We start from the raw sequence: 19,319 nt of genomic DNA, 5'->3' as shown, positions 1-19,319 counted from the left end.
AGCACCCTCGCTCGTTGAGCGACGGATACTGACGCGGCCTGCATCGCGCAGAACTTAGGTTGGCACTATGGCCTATCTCCTGCTGCAGCGGCGCGTGCGGAGCGTGCCAGTATCGCCCGCGACTATGCGTCATCTACTCCCGCCGCTTCGATGATGATCTGGAGCAAGACGTTAGCCCCCGCCTCCAGGTCCTTTGGAGATGCGTTCTCGACTTCGTTATGACTGATCCCACCTTCGCACGGGACGAAGATCATCGCCGCAGGTGCGATGCTGGCCAGGTAAACCGCATCGTGTCCGGCACCACTAAGCAGATCCATCGAGGAATAGCCAAGATCTGCGCTCGTCCGTCTGACCGAACCCACCAGGAAGCTGTCGAAGGGCTGAGGCGCAAAGTGAACGACCTGTTCGACTTCGACGGGCAATTCACATTCCGAGCAAAGTCTTCGGAACTGCGCATCCAGTATGTCAAGGAGCTCGGCCGAATCGGCACGAAGGTCGACAGTCATCGTCACCTGGCCTGGAATGACGTTCCGGGAGTTCGGGAACACGGACATACAGCCAACGGTTCCCCGCGCGTTCGGGGAAGATTCGGTTGCGATTCGATTGATCCCTTTGACAAGGTCAGCCGCCGCAAGCAAGGCATCCCGACGCAGATTCATGGGAGTTGGACCGGCGTGTGCTTCCTGTCCTTGAACTTTGACGTTGTACCACCGCTGACCCAGCGCTCCGGTGACGACACCGACGGTGCAGGCCGCCGTTTCGAGAGCCGGGCCCTGCTCGATATGCGCCTCGAAATATGCTTTGGGTGAGTACGATGGCTCAACGCAACCTTGATAGCCAATAGACTTCAGCGCATCCTCGACCGATATCTGGTCCGCGTCTTCGCGCGAAAGCGCGTACTCGAGTGAAAAGGCCCCGCTTGCCACACCGGATCCCATCATGACTGGAACAAATCGGGATCCCTCTTCATTCGTCCATACGACGACTTCCACTGGCGCAATGGTCCTTAGTCCCTGGTCGTTCAGTGTTCGCAGCACTTCAAGACCTGCAAGAACGCCATAATTTCCGTCGAACTTCCCGCCAGTCGGTTGCGTGTCGATGTGACTTCCCGTCATTACCGAAGGCAAATCAGGGTTCGTCCCAGGACGGCGAGCTACGATGTTTCCAATCTTGTCGATTCGCACGGCACAACCGAGTTCGGTTGCCCAACGGACAATCAGATCTCGAGCCTCCTTGTCCAATTGTGTCAGTGCGAGTCGACAAACTCCGCCCTTCTCCGTTGCACCGATCTTCGCAAGGTCCATCAGACTGCGCCAAAGCCGGTGACCGTCAATTCTCAGATCAGACAGCGCCAGGATTCTGTCGCTCACGTTGCACCTCTATCACTATACATTTTCGATGTCTTCCATTGTTTCTAGCTCTATTCAGTAGGCAGGAGCCTGTCTCAGTACAGATCGTTAATTCGAGATGTCGAAGTCAACGTACTTGTGAGTGATGGTCGTGTAAGTTCCGTCGGATCGGATCTTTTGCAGCGCGTCGTTGATGGACTGCCTGAGACTGGGGTCGTCCTTGCGAAGGCCCATGGCGGTATAGTCAGCGATGCCGTTCACCACGATAGGTCCTCCAGCAAACTTGAACCCACGACCCCGCTCGGTCTTGAGAAAGCCCACACCAGCCTGGATCTGCTCCACCAGAACGCCATCCAAACGGCCATTTACAAGATCTGCGAGCGCCTGGTCCTGGTTGGCGTACGGGACGACCTGCACGCCCGATTTAGCCCACTGCGCTTTTGCAATGGTCTCCTCTACCGAGCCCTGGAGAACACCGACGCTCTTGCCCCGCAAGCTCTCAGCGGTGGGTTGCAACGCGCTTGCCTTGGACACCAGCAGCCGGCTATGCGCGCTGTACAGCTTGTCGCTAAAGTCGATTTCCTTCTTTCGCTGCTCGGTCGCCATCATCCCCGAGAGAATCACGTCGATTTTTCTCGCTTTCAGGCTGGGAATCAGACCGTCGAAATCTCCTTCGACCCATTCACATTTCGCGTGCAACTGGGCACAAACCGCGTTCCCCAGATCAATATCGATACCGACGAGCTTACCGTCAGGCGACTTGGACTCGAAGGGGGGATAATCGGGGGATGTGCCGAACCGGATCGTCGAGATGTTTTTGGAGAACGAGAGCGTCGGCAGGACGATGAAAGCAATGACGACAGCCAGCAAAACGTGAAGCTTTTTCATGATGTTCACCGATTCTGTTGATTACAGTCAGGACTGGTACGCGTGATTGCCAGTTTCGCGGGACCTGTACGGACCCTCACCTTCCGAGCTCTGAAAGAGCCTCACGGGACGACCTCGCAAACTTCTCGACGATCTCAGCAAGTTCGTTATCCGTAGCAATGTAGGGCGGCGCTAGGATGACGGTGTCACCCGATACTCCGTCGACATTGCCGCCAGACGGGTAGCAGATGAGGCCATTCGCCAGCGTCCTCTGTCTAATCTTGAGATAGAGCTGCTTTTCGGCGGCGAACGGTGTCTTGCGCTCCAGGTCTTCCACAAATTCAACGCCCCAGAAAAAGCCGCGGCCGCGGATATCGCCGACGGCTTCGATATCCGCCAACTCTGCTTTAAGCATGTCGCCGAACCGCTGCCCGGCGGTCTGGACCCGTTCGATTAGATGATCCCGCCTGATAATCTTCTGAACAGCGACGCCAGCAGCGCACGCGGCCGTATGGCCGGTGAAGGTGTGCCCTGTCATCGGGCCGCCGTACGCGCCGTTGATGACTTCTGCGACCTTCTGTGTATAGACGGTCGCCCCCAGTGGAATATAGCCGCCACCCAGTCCTTTCGCGATCGGCATGATGTCGGGGACCACGTCATCAAACTCCAGCGCTCGCCACGTTCCGCATCGGCCGGAGCCACACATCACCTCGTCCGCGATCATCAGCACCCCGTGGCGGTTGCAGACTTCCCTAACGGCTTTGGCGTAGCCCTTCGGCGCAGGAACAACGCCGCCTGCAGCGCCGACGACGGGCTCGAATACAAACGCGGCGACATTGTCGGCGCCCATGCGCAGGATTTCCTGTTCCAGTTCGTCGGCGCAAGCCCTGCCCAGTTCATCCGCAGGCACGCCTTTGAGGGGCCGATACTCATTCGCAGGACTGATCAACGATGCTGGAATGAGAGCGCCCTCGAAGGGTGCCTTGCGCTCAAGAAAGCCGGATATGGAAAGGGCTCCAAGAGTGTTCCCGTGCCATGAGCGCTGACGCGAGATAAAGCGTCGACGGCTAGAGTTGCCAAGCGCGCTGTGATACTGCAAAGCGAGCTTCAACGCCGACTCGACTGCCTCCGACCCCCCGGATACAAAGACCATCGACGTAAAGTCCGGTCCACACGCCTCCCGGATAAGATCGGACAGCTCTTCCAGAGGGTCACTGGTGAACAGATACCGATAGCCATGGGCGATTTGTCTGAGCTGTGCAGCAATGGCCTCGTTGACCTCTTCATTCCCGTGTCCAAGACTGTAGACGGCCGGTCCAGCCGAGCCGTCGATGTATTGCTTCCCGGTGGTGTCGAAGACATATACGCCTCGACCATACTGCACCTTCGGCAACTTCGGAGCGGCGATCGTGGTGCCGCCCTTAAACTCGACCTTGGTCATTTCGCACCCCAAACAAGCTTCCGACGAAGTGGCATGGTCAAACAATGCGCAGCGCCGCCCTCAATCACGAATTGTTCGAGGTCAGGATCGAACACATGGAAACCTTGTGCACGCAATGCAGCGTTGATGCGAGGATTCTGTTTTGAGGAAAGTACCCGATCGTCGCCAAGGGCGACGGCATTGGCACCCATGCTCATCACCTCGCGGTAACCGACATCAATCAGTTCATACCGTTCTCGCAGCCACGCAACGTCGTCCGGGTCGAGAATGTCTGTGGCGCACAGCGCTACCTTGTCGTTGACAACACTGAACAGAACGTCGAGGTGGAGAAAGTACGCAGGAACCTTGATAAAACGAGTTTGCCAGCCAGCCTCCGCAAACCACGCTGCAACCTGCTCGGCAGCCGCATACGTCGTCCGTACTTCGTTCACACCAATGACGACCTGGCCCGGCGACAGGATCTGGACATCTCCACCTTCCAGGCTTCCAGCAGTCACCCTTTTCCAGACCGGGATATCAGACGACGCGCAGAAATCGACGATCGGCCCCCACTCTGCCTGTCGCTCGGGTCTGGCCATCTGGCACAGCAGTAAGCCAAAGGGCGTCATGACACTGCTGTCTCGCGTGTATGTCTGATAAAACAGGTGCGGGTCCTGCTCAAGAAGACGGCAGGTGACCCCTGCTTCGGTCAGCGCGGATCGCAGCTCTCGATGCTGGCTCATCGCTGCGGCAACATCGGCGGTCTTCCCCGCGTCCAGCGCGCCAGTGACCATGGTGTTTGAGCGCGCCCAATCGTAGTACATCGCATCGCATACGAGCACCTCCGTGAGGCGTCCATATTCGCTATCGACGAATGCGTGCGTGTCGACGCCTTCTTCCAGTTTTCCCGACGAGACTTGGTTCATAAAAAAATTTTGTCCATTGTTTCGTTAAGCCAACATTTGCCCCGACCGCGGATGCACGGCTTCGCCTTGACGGCACCGGGGCCTACAACCTCATCCATACGAATCATTATAATGATTATGCTTCGAAGAGCTCGGTAGTATTTTCCCTACCCGTCACCCACATGAACGACACCTTCGTTGTTAAGCGGGAGTCCGGAGATCTGGGGCCGCTTCAGAGTTAGACGCCAGGCGGGCTCGAGGGTGGCGCGGTGATTGCCCAATTCAAACAAGAATCATCAAGCGGTGACTCACGATTGCCGTCAATCCGGCCATTGCTGCCAACGGGTGTCGCCCGTGAATCCGAAGCCTCCAGGTGGTCTAGCCGGACACGGGCACGCCTCGGCATCAACCTCAAACCGGTGTATTTCGTTGCCCAATCCGATACAGAAGGGCTCTACGGCGCGGAAAACTGGCCGGGACTACGGCGGACAAGCTGATGGATGAGGAGGCCTACCTGGTTTTGCGCCGACGACTGCTCGGGTAAGCAGCAGCACTTCAAGAAGCTTGGGGACGATCGCCATAGGCGACTACGCACCTTCACGGTGTCGGGCATAGTCGCCAAAGATCGTCGTGCTTGCGCGACAAAGCGGCGTATTTTTTATAGGCAGCAGCAAGCGAGTACGTCAATGAGTACAGCCACGACATTAGTTACGCAATATCCCAATAAAATCAATTACCTGCGATTTAAATGATAGTCCTCTCCTGGCACCAACGAAGCGCAGTAAGGCTTCCAGCGGTTTCGCAACACGCGAAAAGCACCCCTTCTTTGTCTTTGCTCCGCAAAACGTGTGAAGGCCTGTCGCTTCTGGACGGGCCTTTGTGCTTTGTGGCCACCACCCTATATCCTGAGACACGACGAAGCCGCCGGCGAGTGGGAGATGAATGTTTGACTGCCGCTAGCGGCGTTTTCGGGGTGGTTCGTGCGGTCAATAGAACATTCTTCCCATTCCCCTTGATTCGCGACTGAGCGTCACGACGCACCGGACGGCGGTCCCACGTTAGCCGCCGCTGGTCGCCTCCGGCGCGGCGGTGCAAGAGATGCCGGTGTCATCGCCTCGGGCCTGCCGGCACGGCCGGTGCGGCGCTACTTGCCGCGCTGGCTTGGCTCCTTGCGCGCGAGCGTGCCGCCTCGCACAGCGCGGCCACGGAGTCGCGCAGCCAGTCCAGGGTGAACGAAGCCCGGATGATGGGCATCATCCGCTCGGCAATGGAAGCCATCATTACGATCGATGAGACTCAGCGCATTCCTGTTCAATCCCATGGCGGAGCGATTGTTCGGATGTTCGGCGATGGCGGCCATCGGCGAGCCCATCTCGCGCTTCATTCCCGAGCGCTTTCGCGCGGCGCATGCAAGGCACGTCGACAGATTTGGCGAAACCGGCGTGTCGGACCGGCAGATGGGGCATCAGCGAGTGTTGTTCGGCCTGCGCGCAAACGGTGAGGAGTTTCCGATCGAAGCGTCGATCTCGCAGATCAACGACAGCACCGGCAAGCTCTATACAGTCATGTTGCGTGACGTGACCGAGCGCGTGCGGGCCGACAATGATCTTAAGCAGTCGCGCGAAGAACTCCGGGATCTGTCCGCGAAACTCTAGAACGTACGTGAGGAGGAAAAAACGCGCATTGCACGCGAGCTGCACGACGACCTCGGCCAGCCGCTCAACGCGCAGAAGATGGACCTGGCGGCGTTCGAGCTGGCGCTGCGCAGGCAGCGCCCCTCCAGTCCAGACGTGCTCGACCCGTTGCGCCGAATGCGCGGCCTGATCGATACGACGATCGCATCGGTTCGGCGCATCGCCGCCGACCTGCGACCGGTGATGCTCGACCACCTCGGGCTGCTGCCGGCCATCGACTGGCTCGTCCGCGATTTCATGGAACGCTACGGCATTAACGTCGAGCGCCGCATCGATCCCGGCGACACCAACTTCACGTCCAACGGCTCGTCGACGTTGTTCCGCATCGTTCAGGAGGCGCTGACCAACGTCGCGAAGCATGCTGAAGCCATGCTTGTCGTGCTCACACTCCAGATCGAAGGCAGCTACTGCGGGTGGCGGACAATGGGCACGGCATCGTGGATGCCGACGGCGGCAGCGGCGCTCACGCCCGTACGGGCAGGTCGTTCGGCTTGATTGGCATTCGCGAGCACGCGCACATGCTGGGGCGGCTCACTCACGATCGATACCGCGAGCCGCCAGGGTTTTGCGATCACGGTGACATTTCCGCTCACGGGCGGAGTCGGCGAAGATGATGCGGCCGCGCTGAGGGCAATCGCGTCCACTTACAGCGTGCGGGCGACGTTCGCCTCCAGCTCGGGCGTACCTCTCAGGCGTAGGCATGCAAGTGCGCAAGGTCTATGGAACCGTTGTATTTGCCGCTACCTCAGACGGCCCGTTCCTTTTTGCGCGGATTCCTCCGGGCCACTATCGTCTGACCGCGACTTCCGACGGCGTAATGCGGACGCGCACCTTGGATGTCCCTGCGCGCGGCGGAGTGAGCTTCACGTTGATATGGCCGCAGATACGCCCGGCTTCGTCAAACTGAGCAGGGCGATCCCCCAGGGTATCGCGTACCCGCCCACCTTCACGCCTATGCCGGGCAGGAGGGCCCCTTGGGGGATGCTTGTCGGATATACGCCGCATCGCTGCGGAGCGCACCGTGAAAGTCACCCCGCTTTTGAGCTGCAATGCCACAGATTTGAGAATTCGCCCGTCTGTTTTCGAGGCGTTTCCCTTTAATATCAATGCACACACTATACAACTTGCCCTGACCGAAACCGCCACGCCCCAGAAAATCCTTTGAAATCAACGAAGGTACTATACAACTAATGGGATGGTCCGCCCCGCCTTAGCGGTTACGTTACGCTGGCAGTGTTCATACTGAACTGGAGAGACCATCATGGACGACGCAACGCTCGTTGGCATCGATCTCGGCAAGCATAGCTTTCATGTACATGGGCAGAACGGACAAGGCAAAGCCGTGTTTCGCAAAAAGGTAAGCCGCAAGCAACTGATCGAATTCTTCGCGACGTTTCATGCCTGTACAGTCGCCATGGAGGCCTGCGCCGGTTCGCATCATATGGCGCGAAAGCTGGCTGCATTGGGACACACGGTTAAACTGATCTCGCCGCAATTCGTCAGGCCATTCGTCAAATCAAACAAGAATGACTTTGTCGATGCGGAAGCGATCTGCGAAGCAGCCTCGCGGCCAACGATGAGATTCGTGACGCCGAAGACGGAATCGCAGCAAACCCTTTCGGTCTTACACCGCGTGCGCGAGTCGATAGTGCGCGACCGCACCAGGACCGTCAATCAGATGCACGGCTTCCTGCTCGAGTTCGGCGTCAGCTTGCCGGTGGGCAAGAGCGTCGTTAAGCGTTTGCCTGCTGTGCTCGCCGGACATGAACTACCGCCCCGGCTGATTGCGATTCTCGAACGCCTTCACGAACACTTCAAGTACCTCGACGAACAAATCGGTGAGCTTGACCAGGAGCTGGCGCGTCAACTCGCTGACGACGATGTCGGACAGCGTCTCATGAGCATACCGGGAGTCGGCCCGATTACTGCAAGCGCGCTCGCCGCGGAAATGGGTGATGGCAAGCAATACGGATGCAGTCGCGACTTCGCAGCATCGGTTGGGCTCGTTCCCCGACAGTACAGTACGGGCGGGAAGATCAATCTTCTCGGGATCAGCCGACGCGGCGACAAGAACGTCAGGCGCCTGCTGGTCTTGTGCGCACGAGCTTACATGCGATGCCTGGAGAAACGAACCGGTCGTCTGGCAGAGTGGGTTCGCGCGATGCTGACGCGCCGACATTCAAATGTAGTTGCGTGCGCGCTGGCCAATAAGCTGGCGCGAACCGCATGGGCGATCGTTGCACGCCACACGACCTTTGACGCCAAGGTCGCAAGTCCTGCGGCCTGAACGAGCGTAGTTTTACCTTCCTTACGAACCACCTCCATGGTTTTGCGACGCTGAAAATTGATGACGTGAACGGCACACCGGCCTGACGAACAACCTGGCAAATAAAGAGGCTTTCAAAGCCGCACAACTTTAAAGGATCGTCAGGCGCGAATCTCATCGTGGCGCGGGGAGCAGTCCCCACAACGACGCCGAATAGATTTAGGCAAGCCAACAACGACATCGAAACTCAGGGTTGCAAAAATGGGGCGGACCATAGATTTATTTTTGCTCAACAAGGTGGCGCTGATTGACGTATTCAATCTGCACGCCGGCCGCAGCACAGACTTCCTGCGCCCGCTCGCGAATGCGATTGCGCAACGGCTCGGCAAACCGTGGATAGTCGAAAATCCGGATGCCGTGCGCGTACAGGAAGCTCGTCATGCCGCCCGCGTAGCACGCCCCCGGCAGTGTGCCCGTGATGATGATCCGATCAAGGCACGACAGCACCCATTGCTCCAGGTGCCGTGAATGAGCCGTAGTCAGCACGCCTCGCGTGAAGTAGATATCTTTGTGACCAATAGGTATACCATCGAGCTTACCTTTCAGCTCGCCTCTCATCATCCGCCCTTCGGCTGCTTTCGCCGCTTCCCGATCTCGTTCGGCCGTTACCGTAATGAAGCTATGCAGTGAAGCGTCGATTGAGTCGATACGTTCGAGGCAGTCTGATACGAGTTCTACCGGTGATAGCTTCCGCGCTGCTATCAATGCCGACGCTTCAGCGATTGTTGGGATGTGCATAAAACATTACTCGTCGGCGAACTGCGTGAACGAATCCGCTATAAAAATGTGGGCAGCGGCATCTGTAGTGACACTGTCACAAGCGCGCAATCGGTCAAGAATCGGCCCTAAGAGCGATGGCGCTTCTCTCAAATGAGGCATGTCGGAACACTCAACCTCGATGCCGCCTCGACTCAACGCGGCGGCCATGAATACATCGTCGCTGTCTTCGACAGGTTGACCGGCTTGTATCTGCATAGACGTTTGGATTGGTAAGTGCTGTTATCTGCTAGACATCATGTATGGACCTGCCGCACCTCAAGGTACGCGGATTAAGCTTGAGGTGGGCTACACCGCGGCTCAGTGCCGCATTGAGGGGGCAGCTCATGAACAAGTTTAGCAAGTACGTGGGTCTGGATGTGCATCAGGAAACGATTGCCGTGGCGGTCGCCGACACGGCCGGCGAGCTGCGGTATATGGGCGAGATCGTGAACACCCCCGAGGCCATCGCGAAACTGGTGGCGCAACTCAGGCGCGGCACGGGACGCACGGGACGGTTGGCGTTCTGCTACGAAGCCGGCCCCTGCGGCTACACCATCCCCCTGCGTCACACTAGATGTCGCCTCTGAATTTTCTTAATTTGAAGAACTCAGAGGTGCAGGTTGAATGCCAAACGGACGTATTCTGTCGAATTCAGGGAGCAGGCGCTGGCAAAGGTCCTGCAACGAGGCAACCGGTCCGTAGGAACGGTTGCCTCGGAACTGAACATGAACGTATTAACCTTGAGGAAGTGGATCCGCGTGTCTAACGCCGCAAACCGCAACCCGGGGCCAGTCGATGCACGGCGCCCGGAAGACTGGTCTTTGGAAGAGCGCCTGCTGGCCTTGCAGCAGAGCCATGGACTGAGCGACGAGGCACTGAACGCGTGGTGCCGTGAACGGGGTCTGTTTGCCCATCACCTGGACCAGTGGCGCGCCCAGTTCTGCTCGGCCGGCACCTCAGGCAGCGCACGTGCAAACGCTCCAGAGCTGCGCGAGCTGAAACAGGCCAATGCGCAACTGCAGCGCGAACTGAAACGCAAGGAAAAGGCTTTAGCGGAGGCGGCCGCGTTGCTGGTACTTTCAAAAAAGTATCAGGCGCTGTTCGGGGACGAGGACGAATGAGCTCCCCCGAAGAGCGCGCGACATTGCGGGAGCTGATCGGTGAGGCGACCACAGCCGGGGCTCGTCAGGCACGCGCATGTGCCGTGCTCGGGCTAAGCGCGCGCACCGTGCAACGCTGGCAAGGCGGCGGTCCTGAAGCAGTGGATGGGCGCACCTTACGCCATCATGATGCTGTTCACAAGCTGTCGACCGATGAGCGCGCTGAACTACTGGCGGTGGCCAACTCTGTCGAATTCGGCCATCTGCCACCGAGCCAAATCGTGCCTCGCCTGGCCGACCAGGGCCGCTACATCGCCTCTGAATCGACGTTCTACCGGGTGCTGCGTGAAGAGAAACAGCTTGCTCATCGGCGCAGTGAACGACCAGCCCGCGCCCGCAGCAAGCCTCGCGCAGTATGTGCCGACGGGCCCAATCAGTTGTTCAGCTGGGATATTACTTACCTGCCGACGACAGTTCGCGGGCAGTATTTCTATCTCTATCTGTTCATGGACGTGTTCAGCAGGATGGTCGTCGGCTGGCAGGTCTACGCCGAAGAGAGCAGCGCCCAGGCCAGCGAGCTCCTGAAGGATCTATGTGCGCGGGAAGCAATCAAACCGGGCCAGGTGATTCTGCATTCGGATAACGGCGGCCCAATGAAGGGTGCCACGATGCTCGCCACCCTGCAGGCTCTGGGCGTCATGCCGTCATTGAGTCGACCGGGCGTGAGCAACGACAACCCGTTCTCGGAATCGTTGTTCAAAACACTGAAGTACCGGCCGGCCTATCCTCTGCAGGCGTTCGACACGCTGTTTGCCGCGCGCGCCTGGGTCACGGGGCTGGTGCGCTGGTATAACCACGAACATCGTCACAGCGCGATCCGTTTCGTCACGCCTGCCCAACGGCACGCCAACCTCGACCAGCAGGTCCTCGATCGCCGCGCGACGCTCTACGAGGCGGCAAAGCAGCGCAATCCGCTACGATGGAAAGGCCCCACGCGAAACTGGAAGCGCGTACACACAGTCCACCTGAATCCCGATCAGACAGACAACTTCGAACCCATCAAACGCGACCACCGACAGGAGCAAAAAGCCGCCTAAATTTAATCGTTGAGGCGACATCTAGCTTGAAATTTACCGCCATTTGCCGACAGTTGCTTGAGCTCAAGCAGGACTGTCAGGTCGTGGCGCCGTCGCTGATTCCGAAGAAGCCGGGCGAACGTGTGAAGACCGACCGGCGCGATGCCCTAAGCCTGGCGCGCCTCCATCGCGCCGGTGAGTTGAGCCCCGTGTGGATTCCGGATGAGGCACAGGAGGCGCTGCGCGATCTGACCCGTGCGCGTGAGGACATGAAGCATCTGCAACGCCAGGCCAAGCAACGGCTGTTGTCGTTCCTGTCGCGCCATGGCCATCGCTACACCGGCCGCTCCAGGTGGACACAGTCGCACTGGCGCTGGCTGGAAGGCATCAGGTTCGCCCGGCCGGAGCAACAGATCGTCCTGCAGGAATATATCGACACGGCGCAGGCTTGTGGCAGCCGCGTGGCCAGTCTTGACCGCGAAGTCGAGACGGCGGCGCACGCCAGCCCGGTTTGGCCAGTGATCGAGGCGTTGATGGCGCTGCGCGGCATCTGTCTGCTCGCGGCCGTGACGGTGGTCGCGGAACTAGGCGATCTCGCACGCTTCGCTGGCGCGCCCCAACTGATGGCCTATCTGGGTCTGGTGCCAAGCGAACATTCCAGCGGCAAGCGCGAACGCCGTGGCGCAATCACCAAGACGGGCAACAGCCATGTGCGACGCGTGCTGGTCGAAGCGGCCTGGACCTACCGTCATCCCGCACGAAAGACCGCGATCCTGCAGCGGCGCGCAGAACGTACACCGCCGGAGGTTCAGGAGATCGCATGGTCGGCGCAAAAGCGGCTGTGTCAGCGCTTTCGAAACCTGATGGCACGCGGCAAGCTCAAGAACCAGGTCTGTACCGCCATTGCGCGCGAACTCGTCGGCTTTATCTGGGCTATCGGGCAACACGTCGTTCCTCTCAGCCGGGCTTAGCCGGCATGAGAGGTTAGTTGAGCACGCAACAGGATGTTTGGGCCAGGACCAGGCAACGGTGGGAGAATCCTCGCGGCGACACTAGGAGGCAACTGGAGACAGCACAACCCTCGAGCCTAGATTGAGGCAGCTCCCCGACGTTTCGTTTGTCATGCGGTAACCAACCCGCGCATATCAGAATGATCAACCGTCGGATAACCGCCTCGTCCTGGCCCAGGCATCCTGTGATGACGACCGTCAGAAAGACGGTCTCGCATGGTCGTGAGCGCGCAAGCGCCGCCCCTCACGACCAATGCATAGCATGGAAAACCGACGTCGCGTCAAGGGTCCGCTACGCCGGGCTGACGCCCCGCCCTTGACCCGTCAAACTTCGGGGAACCCTTGCACTTTGGTACTTGACACGGTCCATACATATCAGTGTCGTGAGTTAAAAATTCGCTAAACAATCAGCGAGCCGCAATCCCGCTGCAAATGATGAACGCTCATCGCAGGACGTTTGACCGCAGGTGGAAACACGCACCACACACCGTCATCGTGGAGGAAGAAATAAATTGCCAATGTGCCTGCTGGCCTCAATGCCTCCACACATACATAGCGCCGCTGATTTGAGCTCATGCGGCCGAACCGGGTCACACGGGCCGACATGGCCGGGGTCGGCCCAAGCCATTTTTCGACCAGCAGACGTAAAGAGCTCTTTATCGCACTCATCGATCTCTCCTTCAACTTCGCATCTCGTTGATGCAGCTAGCTCCCCGTTTTGTTATGGGCTACGAATGGCTGGCCAAAGTTTCGTATGCGAATTTCTAACTCATGATGTCTAGCGCAGTTCGCGGATAAACTCATTCGCTGGCCTGTCCAAGTCAAAAGCTAGCGCGACGCATGCGTGGATCACGCGCTCGGTTTGCGCTCGCGTCGATGAGGATGCCCGAGATGTCAAGTCTCGGTACTTTTCTTCTGTCTGCTGCCAAGACATCGCATTACCAACATCGCCGACAGGACTCGTTATCTCGTGCTCGTACCAGCGATCTGCTTGTCTGACCCGCACGCGCGACGGGGTAGATCTAGGGAATGCAGACATATAGTCCGCGCACCGACGCATTTTCACTTTCCGAGCAAGCTTCAATACGACTGCGTCTTTCAGCAATGCTGCTTCTAATGGGTGGAAGCCCGTTGCCTGCAGGCCATCGACGAGCCAGTACCAGTTGAAGGTCGACTCGACCACGACGCCGGCAAGCCCCTCTTTCCACGGCGCAAGGAAATCCAGGATCTTCGTCAGGTCATTGGGCAGGCGCCTTTCCGCCACGATCCGGTCCGTTTCATCGATCACGGTAACCATGCTGTTGTTCGAATGCAGGTCAATGCCACAATAGTTCATGGTGAGCCTCCTTCCGGTCAAAGTGCTTGGCCAACTCACTTTAACCCCGCTGCCCCGAAGGGCGGCGGAAGACCCGCTAGATGATTTTCAAGTTCCGCCGTCTGCTGCTGCGCTTTGAGCGCATCAGTGACGTTCACTACGCATTCAAGACGCTTGCCTATACGATGATCAACCTGCGCCACTACTGCTGAACCAGCGCGGGGCTCGCACTTCACTGACGGCGCCATGCACCATGATTGCTCACGCCTGTTGCGTTCGCATTCCTGATCATAATGTACACTTCGATATCGAGATACCTGTCGCTTTTCACAACGATGTGCCTGGCTTCGCACGATCACCAACGGCCATCGTAGTTCTTCCGTTCGCAATGGACGGAAACCCGCAACCAGTTGATCGACATCTTCACCTTCCCAACATCGACGCCCGTGCCGTTCGACTTCACGCGGGCTTTCACGTTGTAATCAATCACGCGCTTGACTGCTACGAGAACTCTCAGAGTTGCTCTCCGATCTAGCCATAGATGAGTCGCGAACACAGTGCGCGAACTCAAGTCTTCCCACGCAACGCCAGAGCCATTATCGATAACCGTGGGCAAACAAGGTTCATGGTGACTGCAGTCTTGCGGTCTGCCGCCGGACGCCGAAGCAGATCTGGATAACAGCATGTATCGGCAGGCGCAGCAACGATTCCCGGGAGATTTCAATCCTCTCCTTAGTCGTCGAACGTACGGGCAACGAACCTGCTCCTGTCAAAAAACATGGCGCTAGAACTTATGGCGCAGACCTACGCGCGCAGCAACCTGAGTCGACGTACTCGACACCGACCCATAGCCTGCTTGAACCTGAGCACCGTATCCGTAATCGTGGCCAAGCGCGCCAACAAGATAGACGTCCGTCCGTTTGGAAAGAAAATAATCCGCAGTTAGCGTCAGTTGATTCGCGCTTCCCACGTCGTTATTTCGCTTCTGGAACTGATAGCCAGCAGCCAGTGAGAGATCGGGTCGCAAAGCATAGGCCGCACCGCCTTCGAACGTCGTCGCTCGTTGCTTTGTTCCGCTGGAGAGTTGGACATCCGTGACAAGTCCGAATATCCGCACTTTGCCAATCATATACGCAGCACCCCCGGCGTATTCGACGGAATTGGCCGAGCTGGTGACGTTGTGGATGGCCATGTATGCTAGCGACGCGCTAAATGGCCCATGATCGTAGCTAACAGAAAAATTCGTGCTGCTGTCGGTCCCTAACGAGCCGGGGACATTGCCAAAGCCGTACATGGCGCCAAATGAAAATCCACCGAAGTTCGGCGACATGTATTTGACAGAGTTGTCGACTTCGTCACCCCACACCCGGTTGTCGAGCGTGTATCCGCCTGCCGCATAGGTCGGCAAGCTCCATGCGAGCAATCCGGCAGGCGTGTTCGACGCCACAGCGTAGGCCGGAAAAATCCAACCGATCAGATCGTATTGGCGTCCCATGGTCACCGCGCCCCACGGTCCGGACAACCCAACGTAGGACTGAAGCCCGAACATGCGGCCACCTTGCCCGAGCTTGCCGTTCGCGAGCTGAAACCCGTTTTCGAGCACAAAATCCACCCTGGTTCCACCGCCGAGATCCTCGACCCCTTTCAACCCCCAACGGTCTCCTTGCGATGAACCGGAGATAAACTGCAACGCGCCACCGTTGCCTGTCGAGCCGGTCAGGTTATTGGTGTAGGTGATTCCTGCATCCATCAAACCGTAGAGCGTCACGGACGATTGCGCGTGAGCCACCCCACAGAAGCAAAGAGCGCACGCCAAAGCGACTTTCATATTCATTAGCAATCCATATTATAAATTAAAGACCAAATGGCTTTTTATACGACCAAGAACTGCATCTCCTCTTTGGTCCTTATCGATCTTGTCTTTGCGGAATCACCCGGCTTGACAGGGCAGATTCGAATCGATCTCGGACCCCGAAATCGACTTGAACCGGTCCTCCATCAAGCGGACATTGTTCGCTGGCTGTTACTCGTCGCGTTGCCCTACCCGTCCCACGGTCGGATACGACATCCGCCCAGCCCGCAAACGAATTAGAGTTAGCCAAAACAAATGCAGCAAACGAAAAAATCGAATGCCTTGCATCAGTTTTTGCATGCGACGCCCCGATGGGGAGCCAGTCGTTTTATATGACGAAAGCGTCCGAGCCACAGGTCTGCGGCTTCAGGCGGCGCGCTTTCGCGACTTGCCCGCGGGTTCCCGCGCAGTTGCACGTCCAGATTTTGCAGGCGTGCCAGCCTGAACAATCATCCAGCTCAGCATTTCCAGTTGACCATCGATTTCTTCGGGTGACACCGCGAATACGTTCAGCACACCCATTCCGCGCAAGCTCGCGAATACCAGGCCGGCACAATGGCGCGGATTCGGATAGGAGGCCGCGACCTCGGGGAAATGCTCGACAAAACGGTCGAAAAATATCGGGTCGTTGCGTGCACGGCCGGCCCCGATGCGGGCGAACAGTTCCGGCGAAGCTTTGCAGCCAAAGAACAAACTCCACGCGGCGACATAGCTCGGCGCGCCGTACATGGAATTCCACGCCGCCTGCACGAACGCCTTTGCCCGCTCCTCCAGAGGAAGCGCCGGCGACGGCCACACGCTGCTGTCGTCGGAAAGCGGCGCCATTACCTCATCGATAAGACGCTCCATCAGTGCGTGCCGGCTGCCGAAGTGATGCTGCAACGCCCCGAGTGTCACTCGGGCTCCGCGAGCAATATCCTGCAGATTGGCGCCCTGGATTCCCTTCTTTTCCAACAACCGGAGTGCGGACCGGATGATCCGGCTTTGCGTGGCATGACTACGCTCTTCCTGCGTTCTACGCGAAGACGCCGATCGGGATGCAAGTGTTGGCATGCTGTGTTTGTTTGACTCAGATTGTGAATCCACCCATTCTACCTTGTCGTCAAGCACATACGATGACTGCAACAAACCCCAAGCCAGGTCTCGTTCCGAGCCGACCCACGAACAAGTAACAATAAATTTTTATTGTTTTCTTGGATGCGTGCCGCCTATACTGCGAGGAATACGCAGAGTCAGGGACACCGTGGGTGGCTGCCAGAAACCGACCGAGGTCGCCTATAGCAAGACGGCGTCAGCCGCTGCCGCTCGCCAACAAACAATAAATTCTTATTGTTTGTTGATGTCGGTCTTACAGCGCTCCGGCCGTCCGGCATACCCCTTTCACTGCGAGGCGGCGCCGCTCCATCAGGTTCAATACGGCGGCTCATTTAATCATCGCAGCCCATGCGCATGGGGATCAAGCAGGACCGCAAACATGACCAATGCAAACAACTCGTCGGCCGTTCAGTACCTGTTTACTTTCCGATGCCCGGACAAGCTTGGCATCCTCTCGAAGGTTTCCGGCCTACTTTTCGAGCAAGGCGCCTTCGTCACTGAGTCATTCCATTACGGCGACCCGCAAACCGGGACTTTCTTCGCCCGAATGGTGTTCAACGACCAGTTGCTGAAATCCTCGATCGTTCATTTGAATGACGCGTTGACCGAACTCGCGTCGGACCTGGACATGAGCTTCGCGATCCGGCGCGCGGATTACCGGCCGAAAGTGCTCATCGCCGTGTCACGATACGATCATTGCCTGAACCTGCTACTCACAAAGTGGCGCGCGGGTGCACTCAAGGTTGACATTGTCGGGGTGGTCTCGAACCACGAGGATTGTCGTGGCCTTGTGCAATGGTATGGCATCCCCTTCCATCATCTTCCGGTCACGCCGGCGACCAAGGCGGAGCAGGAAGCGAAAATTCTCGAGCTCTTCGACGAAAAGCACGCGGAATTGTTGGTACTCGCCCGCTACATGCAGATCCTGTCCGACGGCATGAGCCGCCGCCTCGCCGGCCGCGCAATCAATATCCATCACTCGTTCCTGCCAGGCTTCAAGGGGGCGCGGCCGTATCACCAGGCGCACGAACGCGGCGTCAAGGTAATCGGCGCCACAGCACACTATGTGACTGAAGACCTTGACGAAGGCCCCATTATCGCGCAGGAAGTCAAGCCGATCGACCACGCCTATACGGCAGAAGACATGGTGCTCGTTGGCCATGACACGGAGGCGGTGGCGCTCGCCAGCGCGGTGCGCCTGTTCAGCGAAGGCCGCATCTTTCTGAACGGCAATCGCACTGTGATTCTGTAAGCGACGCCGTCCGGCGTCACGCTCCTGAGGTATTGCGTGGAAAAATATTCATTCTGGGCCATCGCCAAACATGCGCTGTCAGGGCATCGCAAATGGGCACCGGCGTGGCATTCCCGGCCGCCCAAGGCGCACTACGATGTGGTGATCATCGGTGGCGGCGGTCAAGGTCTTGCCACGGCCTACTACCTTGCCAAAAAGCACGGCATTACGAATGTCGCCATCCTCGAAAAGGGCTGGCTCGGCGGCGGCAATACGGGGCGCAACACCACGGCGATCCGCTCGAATTACTTTTACCCCGAAAGCACCAATTTTTTCGAGCATTCACTGCGCCTCTACGAAGGCCTGAGCCGTGAACTGAACTACAACGTGATGCTAAGCCAGCGTGGCGCGCTGACGCTTGCTCACAGTCCTCATCAGATGGACATGCTGGAGCGCTGGTCGAATTCGATCCAGTTGCAGGGCATCGACGCGCAGATGATGGACATCGAACAGGTCAAGGACTTCATGCCGTTGCTCGACACCAGCACCGGCGCCCGCTTCCCGATTCTCGGCGGATTCATTCAGCGCCGAGCCGGTGTAGCGCGCCATGATGCTGTCGCGTGGGGTTATGCGCGTGCGGCCGACGCGCTCGGCGTGGACATCGTGCAGAACTGCGAGGTGACGGGGATCGTTCGTTCCGGCAACCGGGTGCGCGGCGTCGAAACGAAAAGCGGTGTGATCACGGCGGACAAAGTGGCCATCGCGGTAGCCGGTCATTCTTCGCTGCTCGCAAGAATGGCCGGCATTACGCTGCCGATCACCAGCGGTGTGCTGCAGGCCATGGTCAGTGAGCCGGTCAAGCCAGCACTGGCCGGACTGGTGGTGTCGCCCGTCGTTCACACGTATGTGAGCCAGTCGGATCGCGGCGAAATCCTGATCGGTGGGCGCGCTGACAGCTACCCCTCGTATGGCCAGCGCGGCAATCTCCCCGCCTTGGAGGATACGCTGAGCGCAGTGCTGAACCTCTTTCCCTCATTCAGCCGCCTCAAGCTGATGCGCCAGTGGGCCGGCATTGTCGACATTTCTCCGGATTCAAGTCCCATTGTCGGCAAGACACCGGTGACCGGCCTCTACATCAGCACGGGCTGGGGCACTGGCGGCTTCAAGGCGATTCCGGCCGGTGGCGACACCTTTGCTTACACCATCGCGAACGATCGTCCCCACAACCTGATCGCACCATTCGGACTCGATCGCTTCGCCAGCGGCCGCTTCATCAACGAAGCGGCCGCAGCCGGCGTCGACCATTGAAGAGAGAGAGAC

Annotated in this window: 15 protein-coding genes and 3 pseudogenes; 8 read left to right on the top strand and 10 right to left on the bottom strand. The window is 58.3% G+C overall.

Features of this window, described 5'->3' with window-relative positions; all coding sequences use genetic code 11:
- Window positions 1–122: 122 nt before the first annotated feature.
- From B0G77_RS32550 to B0G77_RS32535, 4 genes are all read right to left on the bottom strand, one after another.
- On the bottom strand, window positions 123–1,370 hold the full coding sequence (locus B0G77_RS32550) for a Zn-dependent hydrolase (RefSeq protein ID WP_243751305.1): 1,248 nt from the start codon (window positions 1,368–1,370) through the stop codon (window positions 123–125).
- 87 nt (window positions 1,371–1,457) lie between these two features.
- Complete coding sequence (locus B0G77_RS32545; protein ID WP_133665964.1) at window positions 1,458–2,237, bottom strand: transporter substrate-binding domain-containing protein; 780 nt, start codon at window positions 2,235–2,237, stop codon at window positions 1,458–1,460.
- A 76-nt stretch (window positions 2,238–2,313) separates the two neighbouring features.
- The gene (locus tag B0G77_RS32540) at window positions 2,314–3,657 is read right to left on the bottom strand and encodes an aspartate aminotransferase family protein (protein WP_133665963.1); all 1,344 of its coding nucleotides are present in this window, start codon (window positions 3,655–3,657) and stop codon (window positions 2,314–2,316) included.
- Window positions 3,654–4,562 carry an arginine deiminase family protein gene (locus tag B0G77_RS32535; RefSeq protein ID WP_133665962.1) on the bottom strand — a complete coding sequence of 303 codons (909 nt, stop codon included), beginning with the start codon at window positions 4,560–4,562 and terminating at the stop codon, window positions 3,654–3,656. The genes B0G77_RS32540 and B0G77_RS32535 overlap by 4 nt, the downstream gene beginning before the upstream one ends.
- 1,007 nt (window positions 4,563–5,569) lie before the next feature.
- Between B0G77_RS32535 and B0G77_RS32530 the strand changes: the two are divergent.
- The 3 genes and pseudogenes from B0G77_RS32530 to B0G77_RS32525 form a co-directional block, all read left to right on the top strand.
- A pseudogene (locus B0G77_RS32530) lies at window positions 5,570–6,826 on the top strand (PAS domain-containing sensor histidine kinase); the annotation flags it as partial.
- 430 nt (window positions 6,827–7,256) lie between these two features.
- Complete coding sequence (locus B0G77_RS44785) at window positions 7,257–7,400, top strand: hypothetical protein (protein WP_243751441.1); 144 nt, start codon at window positions 7,257–7,259, stop codon at window positions 7,398–7,400.
- Between the two features lie 96 nt (window positions 7,401–7,496).
- Window positions 7,497–8,522 (top strand): IS110 family transposase, encoded by a 1,026-nt coding sequence (locus tag B0G77_RS32525; protein ID WP_133665961.1) that lies wholly within the window; start codon window positions 7,497–7,499, stop codon window positions 8,520–8,522.
- A 258-nt stretch (window positions 8,523–8,780) separates the two neighbouring features.
- Here the strand turns inward: B0G77_RS32525 and B0G77_RS32520 are convergent, their stop codons facing one another.
- Window positions 8,781–9,299 carry an amidase family protein gene (locus B0G77_RS32520; RefSeq protein ID WP_133665960.1) on the bottom strand — a complete coding sequence of 173 codons (519 nt, stop codon included), beginning with the start codon at window positions 9,297–9,299 and terminating at the stop codon, window positions 8,781–8,783.
- A gap of 365 nt (window positions 9,300–9,664) precedes the next feature.
- Here B0G77_RS32520 and B0G77_RS32515 point away from each other — a divergent pair.
- The 3 genes and pseudogenes from B0G77_RS32515 to B0G77_RS32505 form a co-directional block, all read left to right on the top strand.
- Window positions 9,665–9,877: pseudogene (locus B0G77_RS32515) on the top strand (IS110 family transposase); the annotation flags it as partial.
- A 63-nt stretch (window positions 9,878–9,940) separates the two neighbouring features.
- Window positions 9,941–11,517, top strand: a protein-coding gene (locus B0G77_RS32510) for an IS3 family transposase (protein WP_243751304.1) whose coding sequence is annotated in 2 segments (ribosomal slippage) — window positions 9,941–10,400 and window positions 10,400–11,517 — 1,578 coding nt in all. Because the reading frame shifts where the segments join, the coding sequence is not laid out codon by codon here.
- A 26-nt stretch (window positions 11,518–11,543) separates the two neighbouring features.
- The gene (locus B0G77_RS32505) at window positions 11,544–12,467 is read left to right on the top strand and encodes an IS110 family transposase (RefSeq protein ID WP_243751303.1); all 924 of its coding nucleotides are present in this window, start codon (window positions 11,544–11,546) and stop codon (window positions 12,465–12,467) included.
- Between the two features lie 438 nt (window positions 12,468–12,905).
- On the opposite strand, the gene B0G77_RS32500 is transcribed toward B0G77_RS32505, so the two are convergent.
- From B0G77_RS32500 to B0G77_RS32480, 5 genes and pseudogenes are all read right to left on the bottom strand, one after another.
- Complete coding sequence (locus B0G77_RS32500) at window positions 12,906–13,175, bottom strand: hypothetical protein (RefSeq protein ID WP_133665959.1); 270 nt, start codon at window positions 13,173–13,175, stop codon at window positions 12,906–12,908.
- A 109-nt stretch (window positions 13,176–13,284) separates the two neighbouring features.
- Window positions 13,285–13,842: an MmgE/PrpD family protein gene (locus B0G77_RS43550; RefSeq protein WP_166656315.1), complete on the bottom strand. Its 558-nt coding sequence runs from the start codon at window positions 13,840–13,842 to the stop codon at window positions 13,285–13,287.
- 388 nt (window positions 13,843–14,230) lie between these two features.
- Window positions 14,231–14,338 (bottom strand): annotated as a pseudogene (locus tag B0G77_RS32490) (electron transfer flavoprotein subunit beta/FixA family protein); the annotation flags it as partial.
- A 267-nt stretch (window positions 14,339–14,605) separates the two neighbouring features.
- A complete protein-coding gene (locus B0G77_RS32485; RefSeq protein WP_133665958.1) occupies window positions 14,606–15,655 on the bottom strand; it encodes a porin in 1,050 nt (349 codons plus the stop codon).
- Window positions 15,656–16,039: 384 nt separating this feature from the next.
- Entirely contained in the window at window positions 16,040–16,783 is a 744-nt protein-coding gene (locus B0G77_RS32480) for a TetR/AcrR family transcriptional regulator (RefSeq protein ID WP_243751302.1), read from the bottom strand.
- 364 nt (window positions 16,784–17,147) lie between these two features.
- Between B0G77_RS32480 and purU the strand changes: the two genes are divergently transcribed.
- Complete coding sequence (gene purU / locus B0G77_RS32475) at window positions 17,148–18,020, top strand: formyltetrahydrofolate deformylase (RefSeq protein WP_133666967.1); 873 nt, start codon at window positions 17,148–17,150, stop codon at window positions 18,018–18,020.
- Window positions 18,021–18,056: 36 nt separating this feature from the next.
- Window positions 18,057–19,307, top strand: coding sequence for a sarcosine oxidase subunit beta family protein (locus B0G77_RS32470; RefSeq protein ID WP_133665957.1), 1,251 nt, complete (start codon window positions 18,057–18,059; stop codon window positions 19,305–19,307).
- The last annotated feature ends 12 nt before the right edge of the window (window positions 19,308–19,319 follow it).

Source organism: Paraburkholderia sp. BL10I2N1 (assembly GCF_004361815.1).
Classification (GTDB): Bacteria; Pseudomonadota; Gammaproteobacteria; order Burkholderiales; family Burkholderiaceae; genus Paraburkholderia.
This window is presented reverse-complemented; position numbering and strand designations above follow the sequence as displayed.

Bases quoted from the DNA above. Each gene is read 5' to 3' on its own strand.
- B0G77_RS32525 (WP_133665961.1), top strand. From the start codon at position 7,497: ATGGACGACGCAACGCTCGTTGGCATCGATCTCGGCAAGCATAGCTTT.
- B0G77_RS32535 (WP_133665962.1), bottom strand. From the start codon at position 4,562: ATGAACCAAGTCTCGTCGGGAAAACTGGAAGAAGGCGTCGACACGCAC.
- B0G77_RS32485 (WP_133665958.1), bottom strand. From the start codon at position 15,655: ATGAATATGAAAGTCGCTTTGGCGTGCGCTCTTTGCTTCTGTGGGGTG.
- B0G77_RS32545 (WP_133665964.1), bottom strand. From the start codon at position 2,237: ATGAAAAAGCTTCACGTTTTGCTGGCTGTCGTCATTGCTTTCATCGTC.
- B0G77_RS32500 (WP_133665959.1), bottom strand. From the start codon at position 13,175: ATGAGTGCGATAAAGAGCTCTTTACGTCTGCTGGTCGAAAAATGGCTT.
- purU (WP_133666967.1), top strand. From the start codon at position 17,148: ATGACCAATGCAAACAACTCGTCGGCCGTTCAGTACCTGTTTACTTTC.
- B0G77_RS43550 (WP_166656315.1), bottom strand. From the start codon at position 13,842: ATGAACTATTGTGGCATTGACCTGCATTCGAACAACAGCATGGTTACC.
- B0G77_RS32540 (WP_133665963.1), bottom strand. From the start codon at position 3,657: ATGACCAAGGTCGAGTTTAAGGGCGGCACCACGATCGCCGCTCCGAAG.
- B0G77_RS32520 (WP_133665960.1), bottom strand. From the start codon at position 9,299: ATGCACATCCCAACAATCGCTGAAGCGTCGGCATTGATAGCAGCGCGG.